The organism is Arthrobacter sp. NicSoilB4 (assembly GCF_019977335.1).
In the GTDB taxonomy this organism is placed as follows: Bacteria; Actinomycetota; Actinomycetes; order Actinomycetales; family Micrococcaceae; genus Arthrobacter.
Genome location: NZ_AP024653.1, coordinates 2,885,815 through 2,902,761, shown reverse-complemented (window position 1 = coordinate 2,902,761; position 16,947 = coordinate 2,885,815). Strand labels below are relative to the sequence as shown.

Sequence of the window (16,947 nt, the reverse complement as noted above, 5' to 3'; positions counted from 1 at the left end):
TAGCATTGGGGGATGACCTCCACCGCTGTTTCCATTCCGATGCCAACCGTTCCGCGCCGGCGGCGTACGCCGGAAGAAGTGCTGGCGGCAGCCCCTGTCACCGGCGCAAAAAAGGTCCTGCTCGCCGCGCCGCGCGGTTACTGCGCCGGCGTCGACCGTGCGGTCATCGCGGTGGAAAAGGCGCTGGAGCACTACGGTCCGCCGGTCTACGTCCGCAAGCAGATCGTCCACAACGTGCATGTGGTCAGCTCGCTGGAGGAAAAGGGCGCCATCTTCGTTGACGAGACGGACGAGGTTCCCGAGGGCGCTCTGGTGATCTTCTCCGCGCACGGAGTCTCACCGGCCGTGGTCCAGTCTGCCGAGGACCGGGGCCTGCGGACCATCGACGCCACCTGCCCCCTGGTGACCAAGGTGCACAAAGAGGCCGTGCGCTTCGCCAAGGACGACTTCGACATCCTGCTGATCGGCCACGACGGCCACGAGGAAGTCGAAGGAACCGCGGGCGAGGCCCCGGAGCACATCCAGATCATCAACGGCCCGCACGAGGTGGACAAGGTCACGGTCCGGGACCCGGAGAAGGTCATCTGGCTGTCCCAGACCACGCTCAGCGTGGACGAAACCATGGAAACCGTCCGCCTCCTCAAAGAACGGTTCCCCACCCTCCAGGACCCGCCCAGCGACGACATCTGCTACGCGACCACGAACCGCCAGGTGGCCATCAAGAAGATCTCACCGCAGGCGGACCTGGTGATTGTGGTCGGATCCGCCAACTCCTCGAACTCGGTCCGGCTCGTGGAGGTGGCGCTGGAGTACGGTGCGAAGGCCTCCTACCGGGTGGACTTCGCCAACGAGGTGGACGAGACCTGGTTCGAGGGCGTGGCCACGGTCGGTGTCACCTCGGGGGCCTCGGTCCCGGAAGTCCTCGTCAAGGACGTCCTGCGCCTGCTGGCCGACTACGGCTACGGCTCCGTCGAGGAAGTGGTCACGGCCGAGGAGGACCTGCTTTTCTCGCTGCCTAAGGAGCTTCGCGCCACCCTGAAGCAGGCCGGCGATGTCACCCGTGCCCTGGGTGGCCGCGGGTCACGCCCGTCGCAGACCTCCTAGGCGCCCCCCGGCAGGGCCGCATCCTAGGCGGCCGACTCCCGGTCCTCTTCGCCTGACTCGTCCACCGCGTCGTCCGCCGGCCGGCCACCGGACCCAATAGCAGGCCCGTTCCCGGGCTGGAGTTCCGGAGCGGCCACGGAACGCGGCGTCACCTCCACGGCTGCCGGCGTGGTCAGGCCCGCCGCGTCCAGGGCGTTGAGCTTCCGTGCGGTCGGCAGCACCCGGGCTTCCAGCGTGCCCACCATGGAGTTGTAGCGGTCCACCGACGTCTTGAGGGACGCCCCCAGCTTGGTGACGTTCTCGCCGAGCGTTCCCATCCGCTCATAGAGCTGGTGGGCGAGTTCGAAGAGCTCCCGTGCACTGTCCGTCAGCACGTCCTGGCGCCAGGTGAAGGCGACGGACTTCAGGACTGCCAGCAGGGTTGAAGGCGAGGCCAGCACCACGTTTCGGGAGAGGGCGTAGTCCAGCAGGGTCGGATCCGCGGACAGTGCGGCCGCCAGGATCGACTCGGCCGGCAGGAAGCAGACCACAAGTTCCGGAGAGTTGCCGGGAATGTCCCAGTACTTCTTGCTACTCAGCGCGTCGACGTGGGCCTTCAGGGCCTTGGCGTGGGCCAGGAGCTGGGCATGCTGCCCTGCCAGGGCCTGCGCGTGCTGCTGACCCCCGGCGGACGTCCCCAGCTCCTGCGCCGCCAGATAGGCCGTGAGCGGCACCTTGGCGTCGACCACCAGCTGCTTCTCGCCGGGAAGCTGCACCACGAGGTCGGGACGGACGCTGGCCTCCGCGGCGCCGTGCTGCTGCCCGCTGTGGACCTGTTCATGGAAATCGACGTGGCGCAGCATCCCGGCCGCCTCGACCACGCGCCGCAACTGGACCTCGCCCCACTGGCCGCGGGCGCTGTTGGACCGCAGCGCGGACTCCAGCGCGTGCGTCGAGCGCAGCAGCTGCTCGTCGGACAGCCTGGCCTCCTGCAGCTGCTGCGCCAGCTGTCCGTACTGCTCCAGGCGGTCGCGCTCCAGCAGCGAAACCTGCTGCTGTACCGCGGTGAGCTTTTCCGCCACCGGCGCCAGGGCCCGCAGCACACTGCCGTCCTGGTTTCGGGACTCGCCGAGTTCCCGGTTCTGCACAGCCAAAAGCCGCCGCTCGGCGTCGGCCGCGGCGAACTGCGCGCTGACGTCGGAGAGCCGGGCCGACACGGCGTCGAAGTCCTGCTCCACGGCGAGGGTCCGGCGCCGGAGCAGCACATAGACCACCGCGGCTCCGGCGACAGCGCCGACGAGCAGCATAAGCAGGGCAAGTATCAATCCAAAAGCGTCCATGCCTTCACTGTGGCACGACCCTGCGACACTTTTAGGATGACGGCCTGCAGACGGCCTCGCATTCCGCGATCCAGTCCGCGATCCAGTCCGCGCAGCGGCCGGCTGAGCGCGTGGCCGGGCGGGCGACCGGGCGCGCGGCCGGCCGGGCAGGCCAGGCCGTCGCGGGGTCCCCGGCCACAGCAGGTAGAATTAGTACTCGTGGCTCTTACTATTGGCATCGTCGGACTGCCCAACGTCGGCAAATCAACACTTTTCAACGCACTGACCCGCAACCAGGTGCTCGCAGCGAACTACCCGTTCGCCACGATCGAGCCCAACGTCGGCGTCGTCAACCTGCCGGACCCGCGGCTTGCCAAGCTGGCCGCTGTTTTCGGCTCCCAGCGACTGCTGCCCGCTCCGGTGTCCTTCGTGGACATCGCCGGGATCGTGAAGGGCGCGTCGGAGGGTGAAGGACTGGGCAACAAGTTCCTCGCCAACATCCGCGAGGCCCAGGCCATCGCCCAGGTTGTCCGCGTGTTCGATGACCCCGACGTCATCCACGTCGACGGCAAGGTGGATCCCCGCTCCGACATGGAGATCATCAACACCGAGCTGATCCTGGCCGACCTCCAGACCATCGAAAATGCAATCCCCCGGATCGAAAAAGAAGTCAAGATCAAGAAGCGGGAAGCGGCCGAGCTGGCTGCCATCAAGGCCGCCCAGTCCGTGCTGGAGCGTGGCGACACCATTTTCTCCTCAGTCAAGAGCGACAAGCTGGAGATGGAGCACCTCAAGGAGCTCGGACTCCTGACCGCCAAGCCGGTTATCTACGTCTTCAACGCGGACGAGGGAATCCTGGGCAGCACGGAGAAGCAGGACGAACTGCGGGCCATGGTTGCCCCGGCGGACGCGATTTTCCTCGACGCCAAGCTCGAGTCCGACCTCGTGGAGCTCGACGAGGAAGAGGCCCGGGAAATGCTGGAAATGAACGGCCAGGACGAATCAGGCCTGGACCAGCTGGCCCGCGTCGGCTTCCACACCCTGGGGCTGCAGACCTATCTCACCGCAGGGCCCAAGGAAACCCGGGCCTGGACCATCCACCAGGGCGACACCGCGCCGCAGGCGGCCGGCGTGATCCACTCCGACTTCCAGCGTGGCTTCATTAAGGCCGAGGTCGTCTCCTTCGACGACCTCATCGAAGCCGGGTCCATGGCGGAGGCGAAGTCCCGCGGCAAGGTCCGTATTGAAGGCAAGGAATACGTGATGGCCGACGGCGACGTGGTGGAGTTCCGCTTCAACGTCTGATGGTTTGATGATTTCATCAAGTAATTAAGGATTAACTCGAAGAGCCCCGATTGTTGAATCGGGGCTTTTCCTGTGTCCGGGGACATTAGCGCGGCGGCGCCGTCAGGTCAATACTTTGTGGGGAATTTGGTCCGCGGACCGCTGTCAAATGTTGCAGCTCTGTAACGAACTTTACAGCTGGTCAACTTTCCGAGCGCAGGGTGGTTTTTGGGGCTTACGCTACATCCCATGTGAGACGTGCCACACTCCGGCTGGGAGTGGGGACGTCTGCCCGGTGCCTACGGCCTCGGTCTCAACCACACCACAGAAACAAGGAGGCGGAATGCGCTTCGGTCGTATTTCCAAAGCAGTGGGCGTGGCAGCAGCAGCTGCCCTCGCCCTCAGCGCCTGCGCGGGCAACAGTGGCGGGACAACCCCGACAACTGCTGCGGCAGCAAGCAAATCAGGCGGATCTGCAACAGTCGTGGAGGTGAACGCCTTCAACACGTTCAACTCCAACACGGCGGACGGCAACACCGACATCAACTCGAAGATCAGCTACGCCACCCACTCGGGGTTCTTCTACATCGATAATAAGCTGAACGTTGTTCGCAACGAAAAGTTCGGCAAGATGGAAAAGACCTCGGACAACCCGCTGACGGTGAAGTACACCATCAACGAGGGCGTGAAGTGGTCTGACGGAACCCCCGTTACCGCCGCAGACCTCGTGCTGCAGTGGGCCGCCTTCTCCGGCTACTACGACGATGCCGACGCCGAGGCAAAGACCGGAACGTCCTACTTCTCCTATGCCGGTGACCCCACGGGCATCGCCCTGACGGACTTCCCGGAGCTTGGCGCGGACAACCGTTCCATGACCCTGAAGTACTCGAAGCCGTTTGCCGACTGGGAAATCGCCATTGGCGGCCCCGGCGTCGACATCCCGGCCCACGTCCTGGCCAAGAAGGCCGGACTGGCCGATGCCAAGGCATTCGTTGACCTGGTCAAGGGCATGCCGCGCGGCGACGCCAAGGCGCCGAAGCCGGCCAACGCGCAGCTCCAGGCAATGGCGGAGATGTGGAACACCGGCTTCGACTCCAAGACCCTGCCGGCCGACCCGAGCCTCTACCTCTCCAACGGCCCCTACATCGTCAAGGGCGTCAACCAGGACCAGTCCCTGACCATGGTCAAGAACAAGGACTACAACTGGGGTCCGGAAGCCAAGCTGGACGAAATCACCGTCCGCTACATCGGTTCCGCTCCCGCCCAGGTGCAGGCGCTCAAGAACGGCGAAGCTGACATCATCGCACCGCAGGCCTCGGCCGACACGGTCGAGCAGCTGAAGGCCCTCGAAAGCCAGGGCGTCACGGTCGAGGTCGGAAACCAGCTTTCCTACGACCACATCGACCTCAACTACAGCGGCGTGTTTGCTGAGAAGAGTGTCCGCGAAGCGTTCATGAAGAGCGTCCCGCGCAAGGACATCGTCGACAAGATTGTCAAGAAGCTGGACCCGAAGGCCGCACCGCTGGACTCGCAGCTGTTCGTGCCGGACCAGGCCCTGTACGCCGACTCCGTCAAGGAAAACGGGTCTTCGGCCTACCAGGATGTCGACATCGAAGGTGCAAAGAAGCTCCTCAACGGTGCCACGCCTGAAGTCCGCATCATGTACAACAAGGACAACCCCAACCGTGCCGACACCTACGCGCTGATCAGCGAGTCCGCCACCAAGGCAGGCTTCAAGATCGTCGACGGCGGACTCGGCAAGTCTGACTGGGGCAAGGCCCTCGGCGACGGCTCCTACGATGCGACCATCTTCGGCTGGATCAACTCGGGTGTTGGCGTCTCCGGCGTTCCGCAGATCTTCAAGTCGGGCAACGACTCCAACTTCAACCTGTTCAGCGACCCGGAAGCCGACAAGCTGATGGACGAACTGATTGTCACCACCGACAAGGCCAAGCAGGATGGACTCATCAAGCAGATCGACAAGAAGATCTGGGATTCCTCCTACGGCCTGCCGCTGTTCCAGGCAGTCGGCGTGGACGCGTACAGCGACCGCATCACCGGCGTGAAGTACATGCCGAACCAGACCGGTGTCTGGTGGAACTTCTGGGAGTGGGCACAGAAGTAGCCGACGACCGCAAGTAACACTTGCTAGCTAAAGGCGTCGGGACCGGGCAATTTGGTCCCGACGCCTTTCTAGCGACACCCCCACGACGACGGCGGGCCCGCCCCACCATCGCGGGACAACGGCCAAACTCTGCGACCGGTCCGGGCAACCCCTGGGCCCGAATACCGAGGTTCTATTCCAATGGTGACCTACATAGTCCGGCGGCTTATCACTGCCGCCCTCATACTTCTCGGCGCATCCTTCCTGGTGTATCTCCTGACAGCGGCGTCAGGCGATCCCCTCGAGGAATTCCGCGCCATCAGCGCGGCCAACAAACAGCAGCTGATGGACGCCCGCATCGAGCTGCTGCAACTGGACACACCCGCTCCCATCCGCTATTTCCAGTGGCTCGGCGGTGCGGCCGGGTGCCTCATCCCGTTCGCCGACGCCTGCGACCTGGGCAAGAACATCGCGGGCCAGCCCATCACGGACGCCCTGGGGCACGCGCTGATCCAGACCCTGACCCTGGTCACCGGAGCCACCGTGCTGGCGATCCTGATCGGCATCACGCTCGGCATCATCACGGCCCTGCGCCAGTACAGCACGCTGGACTACGGCGTGACATTCATGGCCTTCCTGTTCTTCTCCCTCCCGATCTTCTGGGTCGCGGTCCTCCTGAAGGAGTTCGGCGCCATCGGGTTCAACAACTTCCTGCGGAACCCCGAGATACCCATACCGGCAGCACTCGCCATCGGCGCCGTCTTCGGTGTGCTGACAGCCGTGACGGTCGGCGGCGAGATGAAGCGCAGACTGCTCACAGGCGGCGTTGTCTTCCTCTTCGCTGCCGCCGTGCTGATGTACTTCTCCGCCACCGAGTGGTTCAAAACCCCCGGGCTGGGCCCGGTGGTCATTGCGATCGCCGGCGTCGGCATTGCATTCGCCGTAACCCTGCTTTCCGCGGGACTCAAGAACCGCAAGGCGCTGCAGTCGGCGCTGATCGCCGTCGGCGTCGGCCTGGTTGTCTACTTCGTCATCCAGCCGTTGCTGAACGAAGCAACCTTCCTGATGATCGTGCTCCTCGCGATCGCAGCGGTCCTTGTCGGCCTGGGCATCGGCTACCTGATGGGCGGCTACGACCGCGGACAGTCCATGCGGGCCGCCGCACTCACATCCTTCCTGGTGGGGTTCCTGATCCTGATGGACCGCTACATGCAGGCGTGGCCCACCTACTTCAACAACAGCCGGGTCCGGGGCCGGCCCATCGCCACCATCGGCGCCAGTACGCCGAACATCGAAGGCGACTTCTGGACCCTGAGCCTGGATTCCTTCACCCACCTGATCCTTCCGACCCTGGCGCTCATCCTGATTTCGCTGGCGGGCTACACACGCTTCACCCGTGCCTCGATGCTGGAAATCATGAACATGGACTACATCCGGACCGCACGGGCCAAGGGCCTGTCGGAACGGACGGTCGTCATGCGCCATGCCTTCCGCAACGCGCTGATCCCGATCGCCACCATTGTCGCCTTCGACATCGGCGGCCTGATCGGCGGTGCCGTCATCACCGAAACCGTCTTTTCGGTCCGGGGGATGGGCTTCCTGTTCCTCGACGGCATCTCGCATGTCGACCCCAACCCCGTGATGGGCGTCTTCATCTGTGTCGCCATCACGGCCATGGGTTTCAACCTCATTGCGGACCTTGCGTACTCCGCACTTGATCCACGCGTAAGGGTAAAAGCATGAGCCAGCCAAGTCAGCAGGACGAGATCATGGCCGAAGACGAAGCGTTGGGCCGGCCGGCGGCCGGCATCGAGCCGATCCTCGACGCCAAGGGCCTGAGCCAGGGCCAGATCGTCCGGAAACGGTTCCTCGGCCACTCCGGCGCCATCATCGGGCTGGTCGCCTTCGCCATCATTTTTGTGACGGCATTCACCTCCGTGGGCTACTGGGGCATCCCCGGCTGGTGGAAGTACAACCACGAGGAAGTATCGCCCCTGCTCAACGACGGCGTGCCCACGGCCTCGCTGTGGCCGCTCGCCTGGGGCGAACACCCCTTCGGCCAGGACCGGATCGGCCGCGACCTCTTCGCCATGACCATGCGCGGCACCCAGCAGTCCATCACGGTCATGCTGGTCATCGGACTCATCGCCGGCTTTATCGGCGTCGTCGTCGGCGCCCTCGCCGGCTACTTCCGCGGCTGGACCGAAGCAATCCTGATGCGCCTGACCGACGTCATCATCATCATTCCGGCGCTCCTCCTCGCTGCGGTCATGGCACAGATGGCCGGCCGGCGTGACTCCGGCAGCTGGTTTGCCTCGTTCGCCAGCAGCAACGGCATCCTCGCGCTGGGCATTTTCCTTGGCCTGATCACCTGGGTGGGACTCGCCCGCCTGATGCGCGGGGAATTCCTCTCGCTGCGCGAACGCGAGTTTGTGGACGCCGCGCGGATCTCGGGCGCGAGCAATGCCCGCATCATCTTCAAGCACATCCTGCCCAACGCCATTGGCGTGCTGATCGTCAACGTCACGCTGACGATGTCCGCCGCGATCCTCACGGAAACGGCCCTGAGCTACCTCGGCGTCGGCGTCAAGGCACCGGACACGTCGCTGGGCCTGCTCATTTCGCAGAACCAGGAGGCCTTCGCCACCCGCCCGTGGCTGTTCTGGTTCCCCGGCCTGTTCATCGTGCTGATCTGCCTGAGCATCAACTTCATCGGCGACGGCCTGCGGGACGCTTTCGACCCGCGGCAGAAGAAGTTCAACGCCAAGAAGGCCAAGGACACCGGGCACCCGCTCGGGGCGACACCCGTCACCGCGTTCGACGGCACCAAGGGCGACTAGGTGACCGCCCCCCGCACTGCCTGCGAGGCCGGGCTACTGGGCGGCGATCGTCCAGTAGCTGGCCGCCAGCAACAGCACGACGGCGCCGCCCGCCGCCCAGCGGTACGTCACCTTCACCGCTGTGGTGGCGGCATCGCCGTCGGCAAGCGCGCCGCTTTCCACCAGTTCCTGCCAGCGCGCCCGCACAAGGCGGGCGGCCTGGCCGGAGTCCGTGGTCTTCAGATCCCCGGGCCGCACGGACTGGCCCGGACCGTACGTTGTTGCCGGCAGGCCCCGGAGGTCTTCCGGCTGGGCATGGCGCCCGCCCCAGATTCCTGGCGCCGGCGCCGCCCAGGCCACGTAGCTCTTGCGGGCAGTGATCAGGGTGAGGGCGAAGCGGGTGTCGACGTGCACCAGCGCTGCCCACGGCACCAGGACGGACCGGAACGGGTTCTCCAGGGTCACCCCGCCGTCGTGCACCACGACGGCGGGCATCCAGAACAGCTGCCAGCCAAGGAACGCGATCAGCAGCAACGGGGCCGTTTGGGCCAGGGCCGCCGGGCCGGCGGTGACCGCCGTGACCACTATGCCGAGGGCGGCAACGGACCAGGACAGCCAGGCGAACCAGGCGTTCGTTCGGGCCTTGAAGATTTCAACGGTACCGGCATGCGGCGCAGAGCTCATGCCCCTAATAATTCAGTATTCCGAGCCGCAGCACTAATCCCGGGTGGACCGGCGGCCCGGGTGGAAGGAAAGCCCCATCATGACTGACTTCATCACCCTCGATCCGGCCATCACCCCCGCGCCGGGCAGGAACGAACCTGTACTGGAAGTCCGCGGCCTGAGCGTCGATTTCGGCGTGGACAAAAAATGGGTGCCCGCCGCCATCGGCCTGAACTACGAGGTGCGGGCCGGTGAGGTCCTGGCAATCGTGGGCGAGTCCGGCTCGGGCAAGAGCGCCAGCTCCATGGCCCTGCTGGGCCTGCTGCCGAGCAACAGCCGTGTGGCCGGAAGCGTCAAGCTGGCCGGACAGGAGCTGCTGGGGGCCAACGAGGCCAATATCCGCGCAGTCCGCGGCAAGGAAGTGGCCGTGATCTTCCAGGAGCCGATGACGGCCCTGAACCCGGTCTACACGGTGGGTGCCCAGATCGTGGAGACGGTCCGGCTGCACAGCGAGGTCTCTCCCGACGAGGCCCGGCTGCGGGCCCTGCGCATGCTCGAGCTCGTGGAGCTGCCGGACCCGGAGAAGGCGTTCCGCTCCTACCCCCACCAGCTCTCCGGCGGCCAGCGGCAGCGTGCCATGATCGCGCAGTCGCTGTCCTGCGATCCCAAACTGCTCATCGCCGACGAGCCCACCACGGCCCTCGACGTGACGGTCCAGGCGGAAATCCTGGACCTCATGCGCAACCTGCGCAACAAGCTGGACAGCGCCATCGTGCTGATCACCCACGACATGGGGGTCGTGGCTGACCTCGCTGACCGCATCGCCGTGATGCGCCGCGGCGTGATCGTGGAAACCGGCACGGCCGCCGAGATCTTCCACAACCCGCAGCACGAATACACCAAGGCCCTCCTGGCCGCCGTTCCGCACCTGGGACAGGGCGGCGCGGACACCGTCGGGGAAGTCGACGTCACGGCAGCCCTCGCGGCCGCCACCCATGCCGAACTCACGTCCATCCCGGAGGAGCAGCTCCGCCGGCGCGAGCGTGAAAATGCCGCCGCCCTGGCGGCCGCGGAAGCCGCCAAACCGCAGGGCCAGCCGGTGCTGGAGCTGACGGATGTGGCCATCGAGTACCCCAAGCAGGGCCGCGTGCCCGCCTTCCGTGCCGTGGAAGGCGCGAACCTGGTGATCTACCCGGGACAGGTTGTCGGGCTGGTGGGGGAGTCCGGTTCGGGCAAGACCACGATCGGCCGGGCCGCCGTCGGGCTGCTTCCGGTCGCGGCCGGCACCATGAAAGTCGTCGGACAGGACATTTCGGCAGCGAAGCGGAACGGCCGGCAGCTCCAGGAGATGCGCCGCCACGTCGGCATGGTGTTCCAGGACCCGTCGTCGTCCCTGAACCCGCGGCTTCCGATCGGCGAAAGCATCGGCGAGCCGATGTTCCTGTCCGGGGTGGCGAAAGGCGCCGAGCTGCAGCATCGGATCGAGGCGCTGCTGGATCAGGTCGAGCTCCCGCGCAACTACCGCAACCGCTACCCGCACGAACTGTCCGGCGGGCAGAAGCAGCGGGTGGGCATTGCCCGGGCGCTCTCGCTCAAGCCCAAGCTGATGGTCGCCGACGAGCCCACCTCGGCACTGGACGTGTCCGTACAGGCCAAGGTGCTCGACCTGTTCCAGAACCTGCAGAAGGAGCTCGGGTTCGCCTGCCTTTTCGTCACCCACGACCTCGCCGTCGTCGATGTGCTGGCGGACCGGATCTGCGTGATGCAGCGCGGCCGCATCGTCGAGCAGGGCACCCGGGACCAGATCCTGCGCAATCCGCAGGAACCGTATACGCAGCGTCTCTTGGCCGCTGTGCCGCTCCCGGATCCGGAAAAGCAGCGGGAACGCCGCGAATTGCGTGCACAGCTTCTGGCGGCCGAATCGAGTTAACTCAACCTAACCGGGATCGCCGGGCGGCGAATACTACCAGCCGGTAGCGTGTGACTTGAAATACATTGCGCTTGACGCTACTGGTCACGCTTTTGTCGGGTCACGGTTTGGCAACAGAGTTCCACCATCTGGACAATCTGGGGTTAGGCTACTCGTATATGTAGGCCACGTCACAGGGGATACCCCTGTGCCTGCCTACGGGGAAGCATAAGTTTTTCCCTCACGAACTCCCACAACTCATAGGAGGCGGAATGCGTTTTTCGCGCACTTCCAAAGCACTGGGCATGGTGGCCATCGCCGCCCTCGCCCTGACCGGATGCGGCGCCGGAGGCGGCACCTCAAACGGTGCCAGCCAGGCTGCCGGCGACCCCAACAAGGTCATCACCGCTTACAGCAACGAACCGCAGAACCCCCTGATGCCCGCCAACACCGGCGAAGTTTACGGCGGCCGCGTAGTCGAGCTCCTCTTCGAGGGCCTCACCAGCTACGACCCCAGTGGCAAGTCGGTCAACGCGCTGGCCGAGTCCATCGAATCCCCGGACGGCCAGAACTACACCATCAAGGTCAAGTCCGGCACCAAGTTCACCAACGGCGAGGCAGTCACCGCCAAGAGCTTCGTTGACGCCTGGAACTTTGCCGCGCTGAGCACCAACGCGCAGGGCAACAGCAGCTTCTTTGAGTCCGTCGAAGGCTACGACGCCGTCAGCGCCACCTCGAAGCAGAAGGGAGCGGACGGCAAGGAAACCGAGGTTCCCGCCCCCACCGCCCAGACCCTCTCCGGCCTTGTGCTGAAGGATGATTCCACGATCACCGTCAAGCTGACGCAGCCGGAGGCCGACTGGCCGCTGCGCCTGGGCTACTCGGCATTCATGCCGCTGCCCGCCGACGCCATCAAGGACCCGAAGAAGTTCGGCGAGAACCCGATCGGCAACGGCCCGTACAAGATGGAGAAGGAAGGCGCCTGGCAGCACGACAGCCAGATCGCCCTCGTCAAGAACGCTGACTACAAGGGTGCCCGCGAAGCCAAGAACGGCGGCGTGACCTTCAAGTTCTACACCGATCCGGCCCCGGCCTACACCGACATCCAGGCCAACAACCTGGACGTCACGGACGTTCTGCCCACGAACGCCCTGAAGACCTACACCACGGACTTCCCGGAGAACCACCTGAACAAGCCGTACGCCGGCAACTCCACCCTGAACATCCCGGGCTACCTGCCCGAGTTCCAGGGCGAAGCAGGCAAGCTGCGCCGCCAGGCCCTCTCCATGGCGATCAACCGCGACGAGATCACCAAGGTCATCTTCTCCGGCACCCGCATCCCGGCCAAGGACTTCACCTCCCCGGCTGTTGACGGCTACAACGACAACGTTGCCGGTTCCGAGGTCCTGAAGTTCGACGCCGCCAAGGCGAAGGACCTCTGGACCAAGGCTGACGCCATCAGCCCGTGGCCCGCAGACAAGACCCTGCAGCTCGCGTACAACACTGACGGCGGCAACAAGGAATGGATCGACGCCGTTGCCAACAACTTCAAGAACAACCTGGGAATCAAGGCCGAAGGCCAGCCGTTCGCCAAGTTCGCCGAAATCCTGAAGCTGCGTACCGCCAAGGAGCTGCCGGGCCTGACCCGCGCCGGCTGGCAGGCCGACTACCCGTCGCTGTACAACTTCCTGGGCCCGCTCCTGAAGACCGACGCCAGCGCCAACTACGAGGGCTACACGAACCCTGAGTTCGACAAGCTCCTCAACGAGGGCCTGGGCGCCAAGTCCACGGACGACGCCAACAAGAAGTTCACCCAGGCACAGGAGATCCTGTTCAAGGACCTCCCCAACCTGCCGCTGTGGTACTCCGCACGCCAGGCTGTCTGGAGCCAGAATGTCAGCAACGTTGACTCCGGCTGGAACGGCGTTCTGCAGTACTGGGCCATCACGGCCAAGTAGTTCCTGAGTTCTGCGGAACTCTTTTCCACATCACTAAAGCTTGGGGGTCCGGCCTTGCCGGACCCCCATATGCTTGAAACCGGCAGGAAGCTGTCCCCCATGATTCCCCTTCGTTCCACCATCTCACCAGAGGCACTGCTGTGATCCAGTTCATCCTCCGGCGCCTGCTGCAGGTCATTCCGGTCTTCCTCGGAACCACCCTGCTCGTCTACTTCATGGTCTTTGCCCTTCCCGGCGACCCCATCCGTGCACTCTTCGGCGACCGCCCGCCGAGCGAGGCCGTCATCGCGCAGCTGCGCCAGCAGTACAACCTGGACGAGCCGTTCTGGGTCCAGTACGGGCTGTTCCTCAAGAACCTCTTCACCTTCAACCTCGGTGTCGACTTCACCGGCCAGCCGATTGCCGACACCCTGGCCCGGGTCTTCCCCGTCACGGCCATGCTGGCCATCGAGGCCCTCATCATCCAGGGCGTCTTCGGTATCGCCTTCGGCCTCGTCGCCGGCCTGCGCAAGGGCGGCTTCTTCGACAGCACGGTCCTCGTGCTCTCGCTCGTTGTGATCGCCATTCCCACCTTCGTGCTCGGCTTCGCGCTGCAGCTGCTGATCGGCGTCCAGCTGGGGTGGGCCAAACCCACGGTCGGTTCGAATGTCACGTGGGGAAGCCTGATCCTTCCCGCGGTCGTCCTCGGCATGGTCTCCTTCGCCTACGTGCTGCGCCTGACGCGTGCGTCCGTCATCGAGAACATGAACGCCGACTACGTCCGCACCGCCACCGCCAAGGGCCTGGCCCGACACCAGGTGGTGACCACCCACGTCCTGCGCAACTCGCTGATTCCCGTGATCACGTACCTCGGCGCCAGCCTGGGCGGCCTCATGGGCGGCGCAATCGTGACCGAAGCCATCTTCAATGTCCCCGGCGTTGGCCAGAAGCTCTACCAGGCCATTCTCCGAAGTGAAGGCCCCACCGTGGTCGCCATTGTGAGCGTCCTGGTGCTGGTCTTCGTTCTCGCCAACCTGTTGGTCGATCTGCTGTACGCCTGGCTTGACCCGAGGATCCGCTATGAAAACTAATCGAACATTCGAGCACTTCGTTGCCCCGGTCGAGGAAACCCCTCTGCTGGCAACGGACGCCGTCAAGGTTGACGACGCCCCGCTGAGCCTCTGGGCAGATGCCTGGCGCAAGCTCCGCCGTCGTCCGCTCTTCATCATTTCCGCGGTCATGATCGCTCTGATCATCATCGTGGCGATCTTCCCCGGGCTGTTCACCCAGGTTGCCCCGGACAACGGCTGCGAGCTGGCGAACTCCAATGGCGCTCCCGCCGAAGGACACCCCCTCGGGTTCACCTTCCAGGGCTGCGACATCTACTCGCGCATCATCCACGGCACCCAGGCTTCGCTCATGGTGGGTGTGTTCTCCGTGATCTCCGTGCTGATCATCGGCGTCACCCTCGGTGCCCTGGCCGGCTTCTTCGGCGGCTGGGTGGACACGGTGATCGCCCGTCTCGGCGACATCTTCTTCGCGCTGCCTATCGTCCTCGGCGCACTGGTCCTCACCCAGCTCCCGCTGATGCGTGAAAACCGCGGAGTCGGAACGGTGGTCCTGGTCCTTGTGGTGCTTGGCTGGCCGCAGATGGCCCGCATCACCCGCGGCGCCGTCATCGAGGTGCGCAACGCCGACTTCGTGACGGCCGCCCGGTCGCTCGGCGTCTCCCGGCTGGGATCCCTGGTCAGCCATGTGCTCCCGAACGCACTTGCACCGATCATCGTGCTCGCCACCATGGAACTCGGCGTCTTCATCGTCGCCGAAGCCACGCTCTCGTTCCTCGGAATCGGCATGCCCGGCTCCGTGATGTCCTGGGGCAATGACATCTCCGCCGCACAGGCGTCCATCCGCACCAACCCGGCTGTGCTGCTTTACCCGGCAACAGCCCTGTCCATCACCGTGTTGAGCTTCATCATGCTGGGCGATGCCCTGCGTGATGCGCTCGACCCGAAGAGCCGTCAGCGATGAAGGAGGCAACCATGACAACTTCCGACGTCACGATTCAAGAGGCCGGAACCCCGGCCGACCGGCCCCTGCTGGAAATCCGCGATCTCGCGATCTCCTTCAAGACCGGCAGCGGCGAGGTCCAGGCCGTGCGCAACGCACACCTGACCATCATGCCCGGCGAGACGGTCGCCATTGTGGGCGAGTCCGGGTCCGGCAAGTCGACGACGGCGCTGGCCGCGATCGGCCTGCTGCCCGGCAACGGCCGGGTGGCCGGCGGGCAGATCCTGCTCGACGGTGAAGACATTTCGCACGCTTCCGAGAAGCGCATGATCGAACTTCGCGGCAACATCATCGGCATGGTCCCGCAGGACCCGATGTCCAACCTGAACCCGGTGTGGAAGATCGGCGACCAGGTCAGGGAGACGCTGAAGGCCAACGGCCGCCCCAGCGGCCCGGACGACGTCGCCAAGGTCCTGGCCCAGGCCGGACTGCCGGACGCCGCCCGGCGGGCCAAGCAGTACCCGCACGAGTTCTCCGGCGGCATGCGCCAGCGCGCGCTGATCGCCATCGGCCTGTCCTGCCAGCCGCGCCTGCTCATCGCCGATGAGCCGACGTCGGCCCTGGATGTCACCGTGCAGCGCCAGATCCTGGACCACCTCGAAAAGATGACCTCGGAACTGGGCACCTCCGTGCTGCTCATCACCCACGACCTCGGCCTCGCTGCCGAGCGTGCCGACAAGGTCGTGGTCATGTACCGCGGCAACGTTGTCGAGGCCGGTCCGTCCCTGGAGCTGCTGCAGAACCCGCAGCACCCCTACACGCAGCGGCTGGTGGCCTCGGCGCCGTCGCTGGCGTCACGCCGCATCCAGGTGGCCAAGGAGCTCGGCGTCTCGACGGACGAGGTGCTGGCCCCCAGCGAGTCCGTTGCGGTGGAACCTGCCATGACTGAAGACGTGCTGCAGATCCAGAATCTGAGCAAGGTCTTCAAGCTGCGCTCCGGGTTCGGCAAGTCGACCGACTTCACCGCCGTCGACGACGTGTCCTTCAACGTCAAGCGCGGAACGACGACGGCGATCGTGGGCGAGTCGGGATCCGGCAAGTCCACCGTGGCGCAGATGGTGCTGAACCTGCTGGAGCCGACCTCCGGCAAGATCATCTTCGACGGCGTGGACACCTCCGCGCTGAACACCAAGGAGATCTTCGCGTTCCGACGCCGGGTGCAGCCGATCTTCCAGGACCCCTACGGTTCCCTCGACCCGATGTACAACATCTACCGGACCATCGAGGAACCCCTGCGGGTCCACAAGATCGGGGACAAGGTCAGCCGGGAAAAGAAGGTCCGCGAACTGCTGGACCAGGTGTCCCTGCCGCAGTCCACCATGCAGCGGTACCCGAACGAGCTCTCGGGTGGCCAGCGCCAGCGCGTCGCGATCGCACGTGCCCTGGCACTGGATCCCGAAGTGATCATCTGTGACGAGGCCGTGTCCGCCCTCGACGTCCTGGTGCAGGCGCAGGTGCTGAACCTGCTGGCGGAACTGCAGTCCCGGCTGGGCCTGACCTACCTGTTCATCACCCACGACCTCGCGGTGGTGCGGCAGATCGCCGACCACGTGTGTGTCATGGAGAAGGGCAAGCTGGTCGAGACGGGTTCGACTGACGACGTCTTTGAGGCGCCGCAGCGGGATTACACCAAGGCGCTGCTCCACGCGATCCCGGGTGCACGCCTGATGCTGCCTCCGGAAGTTGCCTGATCCGCAACGAGTGAGCTGACTGACACAGGACCGGTGTCCGCCCTTCGGGGCGGGCGCCGGCTCCTGCC

12 protein-coding genes are annotated in these 16,947 nt (G+C 65.1%); 10 read left to right on the top strand and 2 right to left on the bottom strand.

Features of this window, described 5'->3' with window-relative positions; genetic code table 11:
• Positions 1–12: 12 nt before the first annotated feature.
• A complete protein-coding gene (locus LDO13_RS13120) occupies positions 13–1,104 on the top strand; it encodes a 4-hydroxy-3-methylbut-2-enyl diphosphate reductase (protein WP_224047162.1) in 1,092 nt (363 codons plus the stop codon).
• A gap of 23 nt (positions 1,105–1,127) precedes the next feature.
• Here the strand turns inward: LDO13_RS13120 and LDO13_RS13115 are convergent, their stop codons facing one another.
• Positions 1,128–2,423 carry a DNA recombination protein RmuC gene (locus LDO13_RS13115; RefSeq protein WP_224047161.1) on the bottom strand — a complete coding sequence of 432 codons (1,296 nt, stop codon included), beginning with the start codon at positions 2,421–2,423 and terminating at the stop codon, positions 1,128–1,130.
• Positions 2,424–2,621: 198 nt separating this feature from the next.
• Between LDO13_RS13115 and ychF the strand changes: the two genes are divergently transcribed.
• From ychF to LDO13_RS13095, 4 genes are all read left to right on the top strand, one after another.
• Complete coding sequence (gene ychF, locus LDO13_RS13110; RefSeq protein WP_224047160.1) at positions 2,622–3,707, top strand: redox-regulated ATPase YchF; 1,086 nt, start codon at positions 2,622–2,624, stop codon at positions 3,705–3,707.
• Between the two features lie 322 nt (positions 3,708–4,029).
• Entirely contained in the window at positions 4,030–5,811 is a 1,782-nt protein-coding gene (locus LDO13_RS13105) for an ABC transporter family substrate-binding protein (protein WP_224047159.1), read from the top strand.
• A gap of 180 nt (positions 5,812–5,991) precedes the next feature.
• The gene (locus LDO13_RS13100) at positions 5,992–7,533 is read left to right on the top strand and encodes an ABC transporter permease (RefSeq protein WP_224047158.1); all 1,542 of its coding nucleotides are present in this window, start codon (positions 5,992–5,994) and stop codon (positions 7,531–7,533) included.
• A gap of 26 nt (positions 7,534–7,559) precedes the next feature.
• Entirely contained in the window at positions 7,560–8,630 is a 1,071-nt protein-coding gene (locus LDO13_RS13095) for an ABC transporter permease (protein ID WP_224049782.1), read from the top strand.
• Between the two features lie 33 nt (positions 8,631–8,663).
• Here the strand turns inward: LDO13_RS13095 and LDO13_RS13090 are convergent, their stop codons facing one another.
• The gene (locus LDO13_RS13090; protein WP_224047157.1) at positions 8,664–9,293 is read right to left on the bottom strand and encodes a PH domain-containing protein; all 630 of its coding nucleotides are present in this window, start codon (positions 9,291–9,293) and stop codon (positions 8,664–8,666) included.
• A gap of 79 nt (positions 9,294–9,372) precedes the next feature.
• On the opposite strand from LDO13_RS13090, the gene LDO13_RS13085 reads away from it, so the two are divergent.
• The 5 genes from LDO13_RS13085 (at position 9,373) to LDO13_RS13065 (ending at position 16,879) form a co-directional block, all read left to right on the top strand.
• Positions 9,373–11,202, top strand: coding sequence for an ABC transporter ATP-binding protein (locus LDO13_RS13085; protein WP_224047156.1), 1,830 nt, complete (start codon positions 9,373–9,375; stop codon positions 11,200–11,202).
• 251 nt (positions 11,203–11,453) lie between these two features.
• Positions 11,454–13,139: an ABC transporter substrate-binding protein gene (locus LDO13_RS13080; protein ID WP_224047155.1), complete on the top strand. Its 1,686-nt coding sequence runs from the start codon at positions 11,454–11,456 to the stop codon at positions 13,137–13,139.
• A 140-nt stretch (positions 13,140–13,279) separates the two neighbouring features.
• Complete coding sequence (locus LDO13_RS13075; RefSeq protein WP_224047154.1) at positions 13,280–14,209, top strand: ABC transporter permease; 930 nt, start codon at positions 13,280–13,282, stop codon at positions 14,207–14,209.
• Positions 14,199–15,149, top strand: coding sequence for an ABC transporter permease (locus LDO13_RS13070; RefSeq protein WP_224047153.1), 951 nt, complete (start codon positions 14,199–14,201; stop codon positions 15,147–15,149). Before LDO13_RS13075 ends, LDO13_RS13070 begins: the two co-directional genes overlap by 11 nt.
• An 11-nt stretch (positions 15,150–15,160) precedes the next feature.
• Positions 15,161–16,879, top strand: a complete 1,719-nt coding sequence (locus LDO13_RS13065; protein WP_224047152.1) for an ABC transporter ATP-binding protein — start codon at positions 15,161–15,163, stop codon at positions 16,877–16,879.
• Positions 16,880–16,947 lie beyond the last annotated feature (68 nt).

Coding starts and splice junctions, on each gene's coding strand:
- LDO13_RS13120 (WP_224047162.1), top strand. CDS start 13: ATGACCTCCACCGCTGTTTCCATTCCGATGCCAACCGTTCCGCGCCGG.
- LDO13_RS13115 (WP_224047161.1), bottom strand. CDS start 2,423: ATGGACGCTTTTGGATTGATACTTGCCCTGCTTATGCTGCTCGTCGGC.
- LDO13_RS13105 (WP_224047159.1), top strand. CDS start 4,030: ATGCGCTTCGGTCGTATTTCCAAAGCAGTGGGCGTGGCAGCAGCAGCT.
- LDO13_RS13100 (WP_224047158.1), top strand. CDS start 5,992: ATGGTGACCTACATAGTCCGGCGGCTTATCACTGCCGCCCTCATACTT.
- LDO13_RS13095 (WP_224049782.1), top strand. CDS start 7,560: ATGGCCGAAGACGAAGCGTTGGGCCGGCCGGCGGCCGGCATCGAGCCG.
- LDO13_RS13090 (WP_224047157.1), bottom strand. CDS start 9,293: ATGAGCTCTGCGCCGCATGCCGGTACCGTTGAAATCTTCAAGGCCCGA.
- LDO13_RS13085 (WP_224047156.1), top strand. CDS start 9,373: ATGACTGACTTCATCACCCTCGATCCGGCCATCACCCCCGCGCCGGGC.
- LDO13_RS13080 (WP_224047155.1), top strand. CDS start 11,454: ATGCGTTTTTCGCGCACTTCCAAAGCACTGGGCATGGTGGCCATCGCC.
- LDO13_RS13070 (WP_224047153.1), top strand. CDS start 14,199: ATGAAAACTAATCGAACATTCGAGCACTTCGTTGCCCCGGTCGAGGAA.
- LDO13_RS13065 (WP_224047152.1), top strand. CDS start 15,161: ATGACAACTTCCGACGTCACGATTCAAGAGGCCGGAACCCCGGCCGAC.